The sequence below is a fragment of the Kitasatospora sp. NPDC048545 genome (assembly GCF_040651155.1).
Lineage (GTDB): Bacteria > Actinomycetota > Actinomycetes > Streptomycetales > Streptomycetaceae > Kitasatospora.
The window spans coordinates 48,544-63,373 of record NZ_JBEZIQ010000043.1 but is presented as its reverse complement, the minus strand read 5'-3'; the positions used below and the strand labels follow the sequence as shown (position 1 = coordinate 63,373).

The 14,830-nt window shown below is 73.8% G+C and carries 10 protein-coding genes and 1 pseudogene; 4 read left to right on the top strand and 7 right to left on the bottom strand.

Features of this window, described 5'->3' with window-relative positions:
* Positions 1–64 precede the first annotated feature (64 nt).
* From AB0D10_RS32545 to mscL, 4 genes and pseudogenes are all read right to left on the bottom strand, one after another.
* Positions 65–2,593, bottom strand: coding sequence for a right-handed parallel beta-helix repeat-containing protein (locus tag AB0D10_RS32545; protein ID WP_360262555.1), 2,529 nt, complete (start codon positions 2,591–2,593; stop codon positions 65–67).
* A 378-nt stretch (positions 2,594–2,971) separates the two neighbouring features.
* Complete coding sequence (locus AB0D10_RS32540; protein ID WP_360262554.1) at positions 2,972–3,847, bottom strand: MOSC N-terminal beta barrel domain-containing protein; 876 nt, start codon at positions 3,845–3,847, stop codon at positions 2,972–2,974.
* A gap of 712 nt (positions 3,848–4,559) precedes the next feature.
* Positions 4,560–4,832: pseudogene (locus AB0D10_RS32535) on the bottom strand (DUF6643 family protein); the annotation flags it as partial.
* 460 nt (positions 4,833–5,292) lie between these two features.
* Entirely contained in the window at positions 5,293–5,739 is a 447-nt protein-coding gene (gene mscL / locus AB0D10_RS32530) for a large conductance mechanosensitive channel protein MscL (RefSeq protein WP_360262553.1), read from the bottom strand.
* A gap of 575 nt (positions 5,740–6,314) precedes the next feature.
* Between mscL and AB0D10_RS32525 the strand changes: the two genes are divergently transcribed.
* The 3 genes from AB0D10_RS32525 to AB0D10_RS32515 all read left to right on the top strand — a co-directional run bounded on the left by AB0D10_RS32525 (position 6,315) and on the right by AB0D10_RS32515 (position 9,394).
* On the top strand, positions 6,315–7,478 hold the full coding sequence (locus AB0D10_RS32525) for a glycosyltransferase family 4 protein (protein ID WP_360262552.1): 1,164 nt from the start codon (positions 6,315–6,317) through the stop codon (positions 7,476–7,478).
* A gap of 141 nt (positions 7,479–7,619) precedes the next feature.
* Positions 7,620–8,294: a thiol:disulfide interchange protein DsbA/DsbL gene (locus AB0D10_RS32520; RefSeq protein WP_360262551.1), complete on the top strand. Its 675-nt coding sequence runs from the start codon at positions 7,620–7,622 to the stop codon at positions 8,292–8,294.
* Between the two features lie 224 nt (positions 8,295–8,518).
* Positions 8,519–9,394: an alpha/beta hydrolase gene (locus AB0D10_RS32515; RefSeq protein ID WP_360262550.1), complete on the top strand. Its 876-nt coding sequence runs from the start codon at positions 8,519–8,521 to the stop codon at positions 9,392–9,394.
* Between the two features lie 34 nt (positions 9,395–9,428).
* On the opposite strand, the gene AB0D10_RS32510 is transcribed toward AB0D10_RS32515, so the two are convergent.
* Positions 9,429–10,175: a class I SAM-dependent methyltransferase gene (locus AB0D10_RS32510; RefSeq protein ID WP_360262549.1), complete on the bottom strand. Its 747-nt coding sequence runs from the start codon at positions 10,173–10,175 to the stop codon at positions 9,429–9,431.
* Between the two features lie 91 nt (positions 10,176–10,266).
* Positions 10,267–11,415 carry a glycosyltransferase gene (locus tag AB0D10_RS32505; protein WP_360262548.1) on the bottom strand — a complete coding sequence of 383 codons (1,149 nt, stop codon included), beginning with the start codon at positions 11,413–11,415 and terminating at the stop codon, positions 10,267–10,269.
* Positions 11,416–11,472: 57 nt separating this feature from the next.
* Between AB0D10_RS32505 and AB0D10_RS32500 the strand changes: the two genes are divergently transcribed.
* Complete coding sequence (locus tag AB0D10_RS32500) at positions 11,473–12,243, top strand: aspartate/glutamate racemase family protein (protein ID WP_360262547.1); 771 nt, start codon at positions 11,473–11,475, stop codon at positions 12,241–12,243.
* Positions 12,244–13,578: 1,335 nt separating this feature from the next.
* Here the strand turns inward: AB0D10_RS32500 and AB0D10_RS32495 are convergent.
* On the bottom strand, positions 13,579–14,616 hold the full coding sequence (locus AB0D10_RS32495) for a polysaccharide deacetylase family protein (protein ID WP_360262546.1): 1,038 nt from the start codon (positions 14,614–14,616) through the stop codon (positions 13,579–13,581).
* Between the last annotated feature and the right edge of the window lie 214 nt (positions 14,617–14,830).

Below are 14,830 nucleotides of genomic sequence, written 5' to 3'. Positions count from 1 at the left end.
GCCGTGACACCGCGACCGCGGCACGGGCCGTGACACCGCGACCGCAGCGCGGACCATGACCGGGCTACGGCAGTGGCGCGCCCGGCAGGTCGGCCGGGACGAGCAGTTGGAGCTCCTCGGTGGACGGGTCGGTCAGGTGGGCGATGCGTACGGCGTGCCGCTCGACCATGGTCTCGAAGACCTGCCGCGCGGTGCGCCCGTTGCCGAAGTTGGGGCCGCGATCCAGCCGTCCGAAGTGGCCCAGCAGCGCCTGCTCCGCCTCCTCGGACAGTGCGTACTCGTGCTCCGCGCACTGGGCCCGGGCGATCTCCAGCAGCTCGTCCGCCGTGTAGTCGGGGAAGCTGATGGTGCGTGAGAAGCGTGACGAGACACCGGGGTTGGCGGACAGGAAGCGCTCCATCTCGGCGGTGTAGCCCGCCACGATGACGACGACCTCGTCCCGGTGGTCCTCCATGAGCTTGACCAGGGTGTCGATCGCCTCGCGTCCGAAGTCCCGTGCCCCGTCCTCGGGGGCGAGCGCGTACGCCTCGTCGATGAACAGCACGCCACCGCGCGCCCGGTCGAAGGCGGCGGCGGTGCGGATCGCGGTGGAGCCGATGTGTTCGCCGACCAGGTCCACCCGCGCCACCTCGACCAGGTGCCCGCGCTGGAGCACCCCGAGCGAGGCGAGGATCTCGCCGTAGAGCCGGGCGACGGTGGTCTTGCCGGTGCCGGGGGCGCCGGTGAAGACCAGGTGCCGGCGGAGCGAGGGTGCCTTGAGCCCGGCTTGGCGGCGGCGCCGGCCGACCGAGATCAGATCGATCAGGGTGCGCACCTCCTGCTTCACCGTGGCCAGTCCGACCAGGGAGTCCAGTTCGGCGAGCGCTTCGTCGGCGGGTCGGCAGTCCGGGATCGGGGCGATCGCCGCCGAGGCGGTTGCGGAGGGTGCCAAGGCCGGTGCGGCGGCGAGTAGTTGTGACGCACGGGGTGACGGTACGTCCGCACCCCCGAACGGCGTCCCCAGCCCTGACCCGGGTGCGGAGCCCAGCCCCGAGCCCGGTCCGGATCCCGCTCCGGGCCCCGACCCCGACCCCGGCCCCAGGCCCGATCTGCGCCCGGATCCCGGTGGGGGTCCCGCCGCACGGACGTCGTCCGAGGTGCAGCCCTCCGCGACCGGCCCGGGCTCGGAGAACTCGAACCCGGCGCGCTCGTTCTGCTCCGCCCGGCACCGGGTGAGCTGTGTGCGGCAGCCGTCGATGATGTGGAAGCCGAAGCCCTTGCCGTGCGAGACCCGGCAGTCCTCGAAGGTGCCGCGTCCCTGCGCCGAGACGTACACCCCGGCGTCCGTGCTGGCCCGCACGCTGCAGTCGCGCAGCACCGGGTCGGCGCCCTTGGTGACGATCACCCCGGTGGCCACGTCGGAGATCTCGCAGTCGGTGAGCAGTCCGCCGCTGCCGTGGTCACGGAACCAGAGCCCGGTGCCCGCCTCCTGGACCCGGCAGGCGGCCAGGGAGACGGTGGCCCCGCCGCTGACCGAGACCGCCGAACTGCGGATCCGGCTGAACGAGCAGCCTTCGGCGGTGGCGGCGGAGTCGCGGTCGAGGACGAACAGGGCGTCCGGCAGGTCGTGCAGCGAGCAGTCGGTGAGGGTGAGCCGGGCGCCGTCGCTGACCCACAACGCCGGGTACTCGCCGCTGGATCCGTGGATCTGGCAGGCTTCGGCGATGGCCTCGGTGCCCTGGTCCCAGACGGACAGCGCGCCGCGCCCGAAGTCCCGGATGGTGCTGTGCGAGAGGCTGAGCCGGGAGCGTCCGCGCAGGTCGGCGCCGTTCTCCGGCAGGTCGTGCACCCGGCAGCCGGTCAGGACGAGTTCGGCCTCGCCGTCCAGGGTCAGTCCGTTGCCGGTGACGCGGTGGATCTCGCAGTCGACCAGTCGCCCGCCCGCCTGCGAATCGGCCTGGACGCCGCTGCCGCGGATCTCGTAGATCTCGCAGCCGGTCAGTTCGGCCGCGCTGCCGGGATCGGAGAGCAGCACGCCGGCGCCGGAGGTGTGGTGGACGCGGCAGCGGTCCAGGGCGGCGGTCGCTCCGCCGAGGACGGCGAGCCCGGCCTGGCCGGCGGCGGCGACCTCGCAGTCCTCGAAGGCGGCTGCGGTGCCCTCGCCGCGCAGCCGGAGGCCGAGCCCGCCGGGGTTGGCGACGACGCAGCCGCGCAGCGTCGGCCGGGCGCCGCCGGCGATCTCGATGCCGGTGGCGGAGCGGGTCTCGATCCGGCAGCCGCTGAACGAGGGCGTTGCCTCTGCGCCGGTGACCAGGACGGCCGGGGTGGAGCTGTCGCCGCCCTCGACGACCAGGTCGCGGACGGTCGCCGCGGCGGTGACGGTCAGTGCGACCCCGGAGGGCGGATCGATCCGTACGGTGCCCGGCCCCTGGGCCGGGACGATCGTCACCGGCTTGTCCAGTAGCACGTTCTCCCGGAAGGTGCCCGGCCGGACGGTCACGGTGTCGCCCGGTTCGGCGGCCGCGAGGGCTTCCGCGAGCGTGTCGTAGTCGCCTGCGCGGCGACGCCAGCGGGATGCGCTGTCCTGGGTGACCCGGACCCTGTGCTCAGCCATGACGGTCTGTCGTCCCCACCTTCGTCGAGCCGGCGTGCAACGGGCCGAACGCGCGGGGGTGCGCGGGCCGTCCGCCCACCGTAGCGCGCTCACATGGGTGGTCCGGCCGCCCGTTGTCGCGCGGACACCGGTAGGGCCCACCGCCGCCACAGGTTCCGACCACTTGTTTCAACGAGCGCGCACAGTGGTGGTTCCGTGCGGTGCCGGCCGCGCACGACTGGCCGTCACACCGGGCGGCCGTCGAACCCGGTGGCCGTCGCCCCGGCGGTCGTCACGTGAGGGCGACGGCCGTGGCGCAGGGACGGCGGTCGCGCCGGGGCCGCTCCGCAGCGGAGCCGGTCTCGCGCGACCGCGCCCCCCGCAGGGTGCGGCCCGCGCTCAGCGCCCGTCGGCCGGCCAGTGCGCCCCGTCCTCCAGCACCTCGACCTCGTCGCCGAGGCGCAGCGTGCCGAGCACGTCGCCCTCGACGCCGGACGGCCGCTCGGGGATCAGGTTCTGCCCGAAGGCGGCCTTGCGCAGCAGCCGGTGGTGCCGGGCCAGGGTGCGCAGGGGTTCCTTGCCGCGGCGCTCGCCGGTCTCCTGGTCGGTGGTGGTGATGACGCAGCGGCCGCAGGGCTTGACGACCTTGAAGGTGAGCCCGCCGATCCGGACCCGGCGCCAGCCGTCCTCGGCCCAGGGCTCGGTGCCGGTGACCACCGCGTTGGGGCGGAAGCGCTCCATCGGCAGGGGCCCGTCCTCCTCGGGGTGCTCGGTGGCGATCAGTTCGTTGAGCCGGTCCAGCGAGGCGGTGGTGGTGAGCAGCAGGGGGAAGCCGTCGGCCATCGAGACGGTGTCGCCGGGCGTGCCGTACTCGGGGTCGACGGGCCGGGCGCGCGGGTCGTCGAGGTGCACCAGGCGGTAGTCGCCGAGGTGTTCGGCGATCCACTCGTGTGCTTCCTTGGGGGCTTCGGCGGCGCGGAAGCGGGTGCCCCAGACCTCGACGTCGGCGAGCGGGTCGCCAGCTGCGACGGCGGGGGCGGGGACCTCGATCCGGGAGCCGTCGGGGGCGGTCAGCGTGAGCGAGCCGTCGGGCCGGAGGGCGGGCCGGATCTGTCCGAGGGCGGCGTCCTCCCGCTGGCTGACGAAGCGTCCGGTCGCGTCGGCGAGCATCCAGCGGCGGTCTCCGGCCAGGCCCCAGGGATGGACGTCGGCGCTGTCCGGGCTCAGGCGGTACATGGACTTGACGGGGTACACGTGGAGTCCGGTGAGCTGCATTCCCCCATCCTGCCAGTAGGTTTCCGGCCGGACGCAGGGCCCCCGTATGCGCACGGACCGCCCGGGACGCCGTGGGGGGCGTTCCGGGCGGTCCGTGGATGACCCGTTTCTCCGTTCGCCCGGCGCTCAGGGGTCGCCGGGTGGTGCTCAGGTGGTGCGGGTGCGGGCCGTGTGGGGGACGGCCTCGGGTGTCAGTGGCTCAGTAGCCCTGGCCCTGGGACTGGTAGCCACCGCTGCCCTGGAACTGACCGGGGTCGCCGTACGGGCCCGGGCGCTGCGGCTGCATCGGGCGGACGGGCGCGGCCGGCGCCATGGCGGGGCGCAACTGGGCGCCGCCGAAGGACTGGTCACCGCCCTGGCCCTGGAAGCCGGGGCCGCCGGCGGACGGGCCGCCGAAGGACTGCGGACCGCCGAACGACTGCGGACCGCCGGGCTGGGCCTGGCCGAAACCGGCCGGGCCGCCGGCCGGCTGCGCGCCGAACGACTGCTGGCCGCCCTGGCCGCCGATGAAGGTGTTCTGGCCGCCGAAGCTCTGGCCGCCGGTCGGCTGGTAGCCGCCGCTGGCGGTCTGGGTGAAGGCCGGCGTGCCGGGCTGCGGTCGCTGGTACGGCTGGGGGGTGCCGTAGCCGGGGAGCGCGGGCTGGGGGGAGGCGTACGCCGGCGCGGGCTGCGCGGGGATGTACGCCGTGGCGGGGCCGGCGGAGGGGCCGCTGCTCGGGCCGGGGCCCAGGGCGAGGCGGGCGGGCGGCAGCGCGGGGAGGTTGCTGCCGGGGGTGTCGTACCCGTTGCCGTACCGGTTCTCGTAGGACTGGCCGAGGCCGGATCCGTAGCCGGTGGACAGTGCCGGAGGGAGGGCGGCCGGCACGTTGATGGGTGCGATCTGGGGGACGCCGCGCTCAGCCACGAGGCTGTCGTAAATCGGCGTGCCGGAGGAGAAGGACGGAGAGGGGTAGCCGACTCCGTCGTAGGAGCGGGGCGAGGTCATGGGGCATACGGTAAGCCCACAATGCGCCTGCTGAGGAGAGCGGGAGGGGGAGCAGTTCGAGTGTTTACACAGTCTTCGCTCGCACAAAGGTATCGAAAGTAGGAAGAACGGACATAGCGGAGATCGATTCAGGACAACCTTGGCACCCCGTCAGTGATCGAACAGTGACCGGACGGTGCCGTCGGTCGGCCTTGTGGTGACCGGCCGGTGGACGGCCGGGGGCCCTGCGGAGAAACTTTTGCGGATGGGGCGTGCGCTGGCGCATTCGAGCCCCCGCCGAGGGGGTGGCGGGGGCTCGTGAATGTTTCGGGCATAAAGATCCCGTCAGTGCGCTGACCGGCTGCTTCGGTGCCGTCGGTCGCCGGGTGCTGGTCGCCGGGCACTGCCCCGGGTTGCCGGTCACGAGCCCGGGTCGCCGGTCACGAGCCCCGATCGGTGGTCGCGGCTCCGGATGTGCAGGTCAGTGCGACTGCAGCGCCTGGTTCTGCGCGGGCAGGCCCGGCTTGGTGATCTCCGAGGTACAGAAGGAGCAGCGGGTCGCGGCGGCCGGGATCGAGCTCAGGCACTCCGGGCAGTCCGCCTTCGCAGCGGGCGCGGGCTTGGCCGATTCGAAGCGCGACTGCAGCTTGCCGACCGGCACCACCACGGCGAAGTAGATGACCGCGGCGGTCAGTACGAAGCCGATCACCGCGTTGACGAAGAGGCCGTACGGGAACCGGGCGCCGGCCACCTCGAAGGTCTTCTGCGTGAAGTCGCCGACAGCGCCGGACGCGACGCCGACCAGCGGGGTGAGGAAGGCGCTGACGAACCCGGTGACGACGGCGGTGAAGGCGGCGCCGATCACGATGCCGACCGCGAGGTCCACCACGTTTCCGCGCAGCAGGAAGCTGCGGAATCCCTTGAACACCGGGCGACTCCAAATCCGTACAGGGAGGGGGAGATGGGGCACGCGGCGGCGCCCCGGCCGGACATCCTGCCGAGCGGTCCGGCCCGAGGTCCAACCGCGTTCACCCGATCCGCGTAACCGCCGTGGGGCCCGGCGATGACGGGCCGGGCGGGGCGCGGGCGCTCCGCGTACCGCCTTGTCGGGCTCCGGAGGCGCGGGTAACCGGAGCGTGTAGACCGGTACTTGGCCCGGTGGCCGCCCCCGGCCCGGCCCGGGTCGTTCCCCGGCCCGGGGCGGCGCGGCGCGGGTCGTTCCCCGGCGCGGGGCGGCGCGGCGCGGCATCGGACGGCACAGCACCGGACGGCACGAAACGGCGCCGCACGAAGCCGGCCGGCACCGACGTGCGGCGCCCCGGCCCGGCGCGACGGTGGCGAACCGGAGCGCAGCCCGGGGCGAGACGGGGCGCACGGCGGTCGCAACCGGCGCACGACGGCGGCTCTCTGGCGCACACCGGGTGTACAAGCGCGGGCAGATGGGCCACCATCAGGTTGCGCGAAGGGGCTGTCCCCGGCGGAGCACTGTGCCAAGGTCGGTCCATGCCCGACCATATGTCGGCCGATCCGGCCGGAACCCGACCGCGCGTCCTGCACCTGATCAGTGATCCACGCCGCGGCGGCGCCCAGAACTTCGCCCGTGACCTCCACCGGGAACTGGGCCGCCGGGGCCAGTCCTCCGCGCTGTGCGCCCTCGCCCCGCACCCGGCCGTCCGCCCCGGCGACGCGGAGACCGACCCGGGGGACTGCGCCGGAGCCTCCGGCCTGCGCACCGCCGTCGTCCTCGGTCCGGGCCGGCTGCGCCCGAGCACCCTGCGGGCCCTGCGCTCCGCCGCGCGCGCCGCCGACGTGGTTCTCGCCCACGGCTCCGACACCCTGGCCGCCTGCGCCCTCGCCCTGGCCGGCACCCGGACCCCGTTCGTCTACGTCTCCGTCGGCCACCCCCGCTACTGGACCGCCAACCGGCTGCGCCGGGTGCGTGGTGGCGCGCTGATGCACCGCGCAGCCGCCGTCACCACGCTCACCGACGAGGCGCGGGCCGTCCTGGAGGAGCAGTTCACGCTGCCCGAGGGCAAGGTGCACGTGATCCCCAACTCCCGTGCTGCCGAGAGTTATCCGCCCGCCGACGGCCGGGACGACCGGCGCGCCGCCCGGCATGCCCTGGGTCTTCCGGCGGACGTCCTGCTGGTGGCCTGGATCGGCGCCATAGCGCCCGAGAAGCGGCTCGACCTCGCCCTCGACGTGCTCGACCGCCTGCCCGACGTCCGGCTCGCCGTCGCCGGGGACGGCCCGCTGCGCGAGACACTGGCCCGCCACCCGGCCGCCGCCCGCGCCCACTTCCTCGGCCCCCTGCCCGACCCGGCACCGCTCTACCGCGCCGCCGACGCGCTGCTGCTCACCAGCGACAGTGAGGGCGTGCCTGGCGCGCTGATCGAGGCGGCGCTGGCCGGCGTCCCCGCCGTCGCGACCGACGTCGGCTGGGTGCGCGAGGTCGTCCGGGACGGTGCCACCGGCGCGCTCGTCGCCCCCGGGGACCCGCTCGCCCTCGCCGAGGCGCTGGGCAAGGTGCTGGCGGTCAACCGGGCCGGCCTCGGTGCGGCGGCCCGGGCGCACGCGCTGGAGCACTTCGAACTGGGCGCGGTGGTGGATGCCTGGCAGCGACTGGTGGCCGAGGTGTGGACGGCGGGCGAGGCGCCGGCCGACTGACGCGGGACAAGGCGACGCGTCCGGTGCCGCTGTGTCGCTGTGCCGCTGCGCCGTTGCATGGCTGCGCCGTTCGGGCGAATCCCGACTTGTCGTCGCGCACCGACTCGTCGGTAGCGAGCCCGTCACCAGCAGACTTCCGGTGTGAACTCGAAGTCGCTGCTGCGGTCCACCGTCCTGCTCGCCGTCGCCGCCGGGATCGCCGCGTCCCCGGTCCAGGCCGGTGCGGCGATCCACCAAACCCCCTCCGAAGGTCCCCAGTTCGTCAGGCTCGACCAGCCCCAACCGGTGCGCGAGAGTGCCCGGACCGAGGCGGTGGAGTTCTTCTGGTACGACTGCAGCCACTCCCAGGCGCTCGAACAGCCCCTGCAGACCTGGGCCGAGAAGCACCGCTCGGACGTCGCGCTGCGCCGCGTCCCGGCGATCTGGCCGGGCAGCCCCGAGGAGGAGGTCCAGCGCGGCCACGCGCGGATGTACTACACGCTGGAGCGCCTCGGCCTGGTCGAGCGCCTGCAGGTCGGTGTCTTCCGCGCCGTCCACAACGACCACGCCGGCCTCGCCACCGAGGCCTCCGCGACCGACTGGGCGGTCCACCACGGTGTCGACGCCCAGCAGTTCCGCGAGGCCTACCGGTCCGCCGAGGTGCGCCGGTCGGTCGACGACGCCGCGGCCGCGTTCGTCCGTTACCGCATCGACGAGCTGCCGACGGTCATCGTCCAGGGGGAGTACCGGACTTCGCCGACGAAGGCCGGCGGCGTCGATCGGATGCCCGGGGTGCTCGACCAACTGGTGCAGCAGGAGCAGGCGAAGCAGGGCTGAGCCCCGCGGATCCGGCGACGCGTCCGGCGACGCGTCCGGCGGCGCGTCCGGTGGCGCGTCCGGCGGCGCGTCCGGTGGCGCGTCCGGTGACGACTCCGGTGACGCATTCGGTGTCGCATTCGGCGACGCAGTCGGTGACGATCGATCAGCTCGCCTGTGCACTCGGGCCCGTGGGCTTCACTCACGGGCTTGCCTAACCGCCTCAATGCGGTTTAATGGTTAGCATGAGCGAGCTGATGATCCCGCACGTCCACCACCGCCACGTCGACGTCGACGGGCTGCGCATCTTCTACCGCGAGACCGGACCGGCCGACGCCCCCGTCCTCCTGCTGCTGCACGGATTCCCGTCCGCCTCCCACCAGTACGCCCGGCTGCTCGACGCGCTCGGCACCCGCTACCGTCTGATAGCCCCCGACTACCCGGGCTTCGGTCACAGCGACAGCCCCGCACCCGACGCCTTCGCGTACCGCTTCGACACCCTCGCCGACGTGGTCGACGGCTTCTGCCTCGCCCTCGGCCTGGACCGCTTCGCGCTGTACGTCTTCGACTTCGGCGCGCCGGTCGGCCTGCGCCTGGCCACCCGCCGGCCGGAGTGGGTCACCGGCCTGGTGGTCCAGAACGGCAACGCCTACGAGGAGGGACTCTCCGCCCAGGCAAGGGAGTTCATCGCCAACCGGCGCGGCGTCCCGGGCGCCGGGGAGGCCGCCCGCTCGATCCTCACGGCGGAGATCACCCGCAGCCAGTACGAGGGCGGCACCGGCGACCCGAGCCTGGTCGCTCCCGACGGCTGGACCCTCGACCAGCACTTCCTCGACCTCCCTGGCCGCAAGGACATCCAGGTCGAACTGGCCCTTGACTACTTCTCCAACGTCGAGCTCTACCCCGCCTGGCAGGCCTGGATGCGCGCCCACCAGCCGCCCGCGCTGATCCTCTGGGGGCGCAACGACCCCTTCTTCACCGAGGCCGGCGCCCGCGCCTACCTGCGCGACCTGCCCGGAGCCGAACTGCACGTGTTCGACACCGGACACTTCGCGCTGGAGGAGAAACTGCCCGAAATGGCCCCGCTGATCGACGACTTCCTCGCCCGCACGCAGAAGTAGTGGCCCGGCCGGAGCGCCCGTCCCGGGGGCGGGCTCAGTCGCGGCGCAGCAGGTACGTGACGAAACCGAGCGTCCCCCGGTAGCCGTGCAGCCACTCCGTGCGGTGCCGGTCCGCGGCCTCCCGGGCAGCCGCCGCATCAGGGTGGTCCGGGTGGTCCAGTGCCCACTCGGCGAGCGAGCCCGTCCAGGCGAACTCGTAGTCGTCCCACTCCCGTTCCGTGCTGACGTGCCCGGACACCGGCGTCCAGCCGTCCGCGAGGACCAGGCCGGTGGTCGTCGCCAGATCGCCGAACTCGTCCGGGGTCGAACCCAGCCCGTCCAGCACGGCCCGGGACGGCTCGCGCTGCCAGAACGCCTCCCCGACCAGCAGCCGGCCGCCCGGGGCGAGGAGTTCGCGCGCCGCCGCGAGCGTCGGCAGCAACCCGCCGAAGGCGTGGGTGGAGCCGACGCACAGCACCAGGTCGAAGGGTTCCTTGGCGGTGAACTCCCGCGCGTCCAAGTGGTGCAGGCCGATCCGGCGCTCGACGCCGAGGGCGGTCGCGGTCTCCCGGGCGCGGGTCAGGGCCCGGGCGTCCAGGTCCACCCCCACGGCGTGCCAGCGCGGGCGCGCGGCCAGCGCACGGACCAGCCAGGCACCCTCACCGCAGCCGAGGTCCAGCGCCCGGCCGTCCTCCCGCCCGGCCGTCGCGCGCTCCAGCAGTCGGGTCACCGACTCGTCCGCCAGCGGTGCCGCGATCGGGTGGTGGGCATGGGCGAGGCGGGAGATCTGCTGACGGTCCATCCGAGCAGTATGGAGCCGATCGGCGAGCCGCGCCGGAGAATTCCCCCGGTCCGCGGGGGAGACGGGGCCTGCTCGCGGGCGTGTGCGGGGGTCACGCCCGCGAGTAGGTCCGGCCCTTCCACGCCGCCCCCCGGCCGCGCCAGTGCTGCACCGCCGAGTCGACCGTCATCCCCAGGTACAGCCCGGCCGTGAACGGCAGCAGCAGCACGGTCGGGGCCGGCTGCCCGTAGTACCGGACCATCGGCAGGTACGTGCCCGCCATCAGCGCCCACGCCGCCCCGCCCGCGGCAGCCACCGCCGGGGCCCCCGCCACCAGCCCGGCCACCGTCGCCACCGGCGGCACCAGGTACACCAGCCCCAGCCCCAGCACCGTCCCGAGCAGCAGCAGCGGCGAGTACCGCAGCTGGGCGTACGCGCTGCGCGACACCATCCGCCACAGCTGCCCCAGCCGCGGGTACGGGCGGACGCTGTCCACGTCGTCGGCGAGGCCCAGCCAGGTCCGGCCGCCGGTGGCCTTCACCGCCCGGGCCAGCGACACGTCGTCGATTACGGCGCCCCGGATCGCCGCGACCCCGCCGGCCCGCTCCAGCGCCTCGCGCCGCACCAGCGAGCAGCCGCCCGCCGCGGCCGCCGTACGCGCCCCCGGACGGTTGCTGCGGCGGAACGGGTACAGCTGGGCGAAGAAGTACACGAAGGCCGGCACGATCAGGCGCTCCCAGCCGGTCTCCACCCGCAGCCGGGCCATCTGCGACACCAGGTCCAGGCCGTTGCCCTCGGCCGACGCCACCAGCTCGGCGAGCGAGTCCGGGCCGTGCGCGATGTCCGCGTCCGTCAGCAGCAGGTACTCGACGTCCGGACCGGCCAGCTCGACCCCGTGCCGCAGCGCCCACAGCTTGCCCGTCCAGCCCGGCGGCAGCGGGGGAGGGGTGGTGACGGTCAGCTCCAGCCCTTCGATCGTCCGCAGCTCCGCCGCCACCGGGCCGGTGCCGTCCGAGCTGTGGTCATCCACCAGGATCACCCGCGCCCGCCCCGGGTACTTCTGCGCCAGCAGTGTCGGCAGGCTCACCGGCAGCACCGCCGCCTCGTCCCGGGCCGGCACCACGATCACCGCCTCCGGCCAGCGCGCCGACGGGCGGCGCGGCGGCAACCGGACGTCGGTCCGCCAGAACATGCCGTGGCAGCACGCCAGCCAGAGCCAGACCAGCAGGGAGGACGCGGCGATCCACAGCAGGACGGTCACCCCGGCAGTCTGCCGCAGAACAGGGCGGGACGGACGGATCGACTAAAGTCTTGACCCGTGAAGATCGCACTGATGGACTCCGGAATCGGCCTGCTGGCCGCCGCCGCCGCCCTACGGAAGCTGCGCCCGGACGCGGACCTGGTGCTCTCCTCGAACCCGGCCTCGATGCCCTGGGGGCCGCGCACACCCGACGAGGTGACCGAGCTGGCCCTCGGCTGCTGCCGGGCCGCCGCCGCGCTGGAACCCGACGTGCTGGTGGTCGCCTGCAACACGGCGTCGGTCCACGCGCTCGCCGCCCTGCGCGCCGAGCTGGAGCCCGGGCTGCCGGTGATCGGCACCGTCCCTGCCATCAAGCCCGCCGCCGCGCTGGGTGGCCGGGTCGCCATCTGGGCCACCCCGGCCACCACCGGGAGCGCCTACCAGCGCGGGCTGATCCGCGACTTCGGCGGAACGGCCGACATCACGGAGGTCGCCTGCCCGGGCCTCGCGGACGCCGTCGAGCACGGCGACGACGACGCCATCACGGCCGCCATCGCGGACGCGGCCGCCCGTACGCCGGCCGGCACCGACGTCCTGGTACTCGGCTGCACCCACTACGAACTCGTCGACGACCGCATCCGTGCCGCCGTTGCCCCGACCGCCTCTGCGGCGCTCACCCTGTTCGGCTCCGCCGACGCCGTCGCCGCCCAGGCCCTCCGCAGGGTCGGCGACCTCACCCGGACGGGTAACGGCACGCTCACCGTGCTCCACGCCGGTGCCACCGCCACACTGCCCGCGGCGGCGGCCCTCTACCCGCAGGGCAGCGCACTGGCCACCCTGATCGGCTGACCCGCCGGCGCGGCTTCCGACCGCCGGCGAAGACACCAGGACCTCGCAGGCGGGACCTCCCCGCCCGGAGTTCCCTGCCAGGAGTTCCCTGTCAGGACCTCGCCACCAGGACCTCTCCGTCACGGCGCCCCGACCGGGGCCTCGCCGCGAGCCGGGGAGGTCCTGGTGTCTTCGCCGGCGAACGCGGGCCCGACGTGCGACCGGGAATCGGGTGGCCGCGTCCCGAATGCGCCGGATTCGGGGATGCGGAATTCCCGCAGCAGCCTCGCGACCCGTCTTTCTCGCGTCATCGAGGATTCCGGCAGGAATGCCGGGAGAGGGATCGGATATTTCTTCCGGTGCGGAGGGCCGACGTATTCGGCACTGGTTTCCGTACCATTCTTCGCGCCTGCGGAGTCGGCCCGGCCGGCTTGTCGGATGCGCCCGGTCGTCGGCCGGCTCGGTGTGCCGCTGTTCGGCGCATTGCGTGGGAAGTCGGCCTGCCCGACTTCTCGCGTGCGCGATTCCATTTCTGTTTCCATGCGCGTAGAGCGATCCGGGCTGCCTGCCGGTGCGGGAGGGGCCGATCATGTCGACGCCCTGGGGTGGGAGGCGACGGTCGGCGGTCCTCCCGGCCGGTGAGCTGCGGCGGACTGCGCGGGAAGTCGACCCGGCCGACCTCCCGTGCGACCCACAGGTCGGCCCTGGCGTGCCGGTGTGCCCCTGGCGGTGGCGTGCCGTGTGAGGGATCGGCGGGATCGGGTTCCCGACGTTGGGCAAATTTGTCGTGCTCATGCAATTCTGAGCGATATTCGCGCATGGTGATTTGATGTGTGCATGCCCGGTGCGCGCGGGAAGTCGGCCTGGTCGATTTTCTGTGCAGGTCGCCGACGGGTGGTGGCCGGCGGTTCGGAGAGTCGAGTGTGCCGCGTTATGGGGTGGACTGTATCTACTCGCGTAGAAGTTCCTGTCGGGTACGAGAAGTCGGATCGGTCGACTTCCCATGCGAGGGGCTTGGTGGCATCTCGTGTTGCCGGCGTGTGGTGATGGTGTCGACTGCGCGGGATTTTGGGCGATTCGGCTTCTCTGTCCGGCAATGTCCGCCCGGCAATTCGCAGCCGAGAGCTACTCGCGTAGATCCGATGACGCCGACACGCGCGGCGGCACTACTCGCGTAGATAGCGGGAAAGGGTGCATTCGTGCCGAATAGGCATTGTGCGTGACTGGCAGGCACATGACGCCCGGGTGGCGGTGCGGCACCCGGCCATGCGACCAACCGGCCATGCGACCAACCGGCCGTGCGGCCGGTTGGTGCGGCGTGGGAAGTCGGCCGGGCCGACTTCCCACGCACCGGGGTCAGGCGACGGCCTGGCGGCGCCAGCGGCGGTAGGCCGGTTCGAGGCCGGAGAGGATGGTGTCGAAGCGGCGGGTGGTGGTGGCCGAGTCGACCTGGAGGCGGCTGATCTGCAGGGGGTGGGAGGGGAGGCGGGGGCCCAGGCGGTGGTCGGAGAGGAAGCCGAGGCGGTAGCCGAGCTCCTGCAGAACGGTTTCGGCACGCGGGTCGTGGCCGCCGTCCGGGTAGGCGAACGCCGTCGGCGGCTCGCCGAGCCAGCGGGTGAGGGCCTCGTGGGCGCCGGTGATCTCGGCGCGGACGGTGTCGTCGTCGCAGCGCCCGAGGCACGGGTGCCCCTGGGTGTGGTTGCCGATCGCGACGCCGCCGTCCCGCAGGGCGAGGAGGTCGGCGGGGGTGAGCTGCTCCTGGCTGGGCGGTCGGCGGTCGGCGCTGACCCGCAGTTCGTGCAGGCTGCGCCGGCGGTCCGGGTCGGGCATGGCCTTGAGCCGGCGGAGCAGCTGGGAGGGGTGGCCGCAGTCGAGCGAGCGGGCGCGGCCGCCGTGCCGGGCGAGGAAGTCGGCCTCGTGCCACCAGAAGGGCCGCTCGGTGCCGATGAGCTCCGAGATGACGAAGGCGGTGGCCGGAATGCCACGGGCGTGGAGGGCGGGCAGGGCGTGGGTGACGACGCTCCGGTCGGCGTCGTCGAAGGTGACCAGGACGCTCCGGGGCGGCAGAGGTCGCCGCTCGGTCACGGCCTGGAGGACGGCGGTGAGCGAGACGGGCGTGGCGAGCCGCTGGAGCCGGTCGAGCTGGGCGCCGAAGGACCGGTGGTCGGTCACCCCGTGGTACGCGAGCACGGCGAGGCGCTGGGCGGCCCGGGCCCGGAACAGCGGCTGGACGGGGGCGAACCGCAGCCATTCGCCCCGTGGGTCCTGCTGTTCCGTTTCGACGGCCGGTCGGCGACGGCCCCCGCCGTGCCGGCCGGCCTCGTGCCGCTCCGCCGCGCACCCGACGGGCGGTGGCAGCGCGCGCACGCCGGGCACGGGCCTGGCGCGGGCCATGGAGATCGATGGTGTGGACTGGGACTGCGGCACGGTTCCCCCTCGTTCGCCGAGCGGCGTGGCGGTACCGCCGGAGGACGGAGCCGGCCTCCGACTCCAGGGGTCGGCGGCTCCGCCCCTGGACTTTCCTGTTCTCGGTGGGGGATTCACACCCGTCCCTCGAACGGCTCCTGGATCACTCAATGCCATTGAGACCGTTGCACCGCGGGGATGG

Coding starts and splice junctions, on each gene's coding strand:
- AB0D10_RS32545 (WP_360262555.1), bottom strand. CDS start 2,593: ATGGCTGAGCACAGGGTCCGGGTCACCCAGGACAGCGCATCCCGCTGG.
- AB0D10_RS32540 (WP_360262554.1), bottom strand. CDS start 3,847: ATGCAGCTCACCGGACTCCACGTGTACCCCGTCAAGTCCATGTACCGC.
- AB0D10_RS32525 (WP_360262552.1), top strand. CDS start 6,315: ATGCCCGACCATATGTCGGCCGATCCGGCCGGAACCCGACCGCGCGTC.
- AB0D10_RS32515 (WP_360262550.1), top strand. CDS start 8,519: ATGAGCGAGCTGATGATCCCGCACGTCCACCACCGCCACGTCGACGTC.
- AB0D10_RS32510 (WP_360262549.1), bottom strand. CDS start 10,175: ATGGACCGTCAGCAGATCTCCCGCCTCGCCCATGCCCACCACCCGATC.
- AB0D10_RS32495 (WP_360262546.1), bottom strand. CDS start 14,616: ATGGCCCGCGCCAGGCCCGTGCCCGGCGTGCGCGCGCTGCCACCGCCC.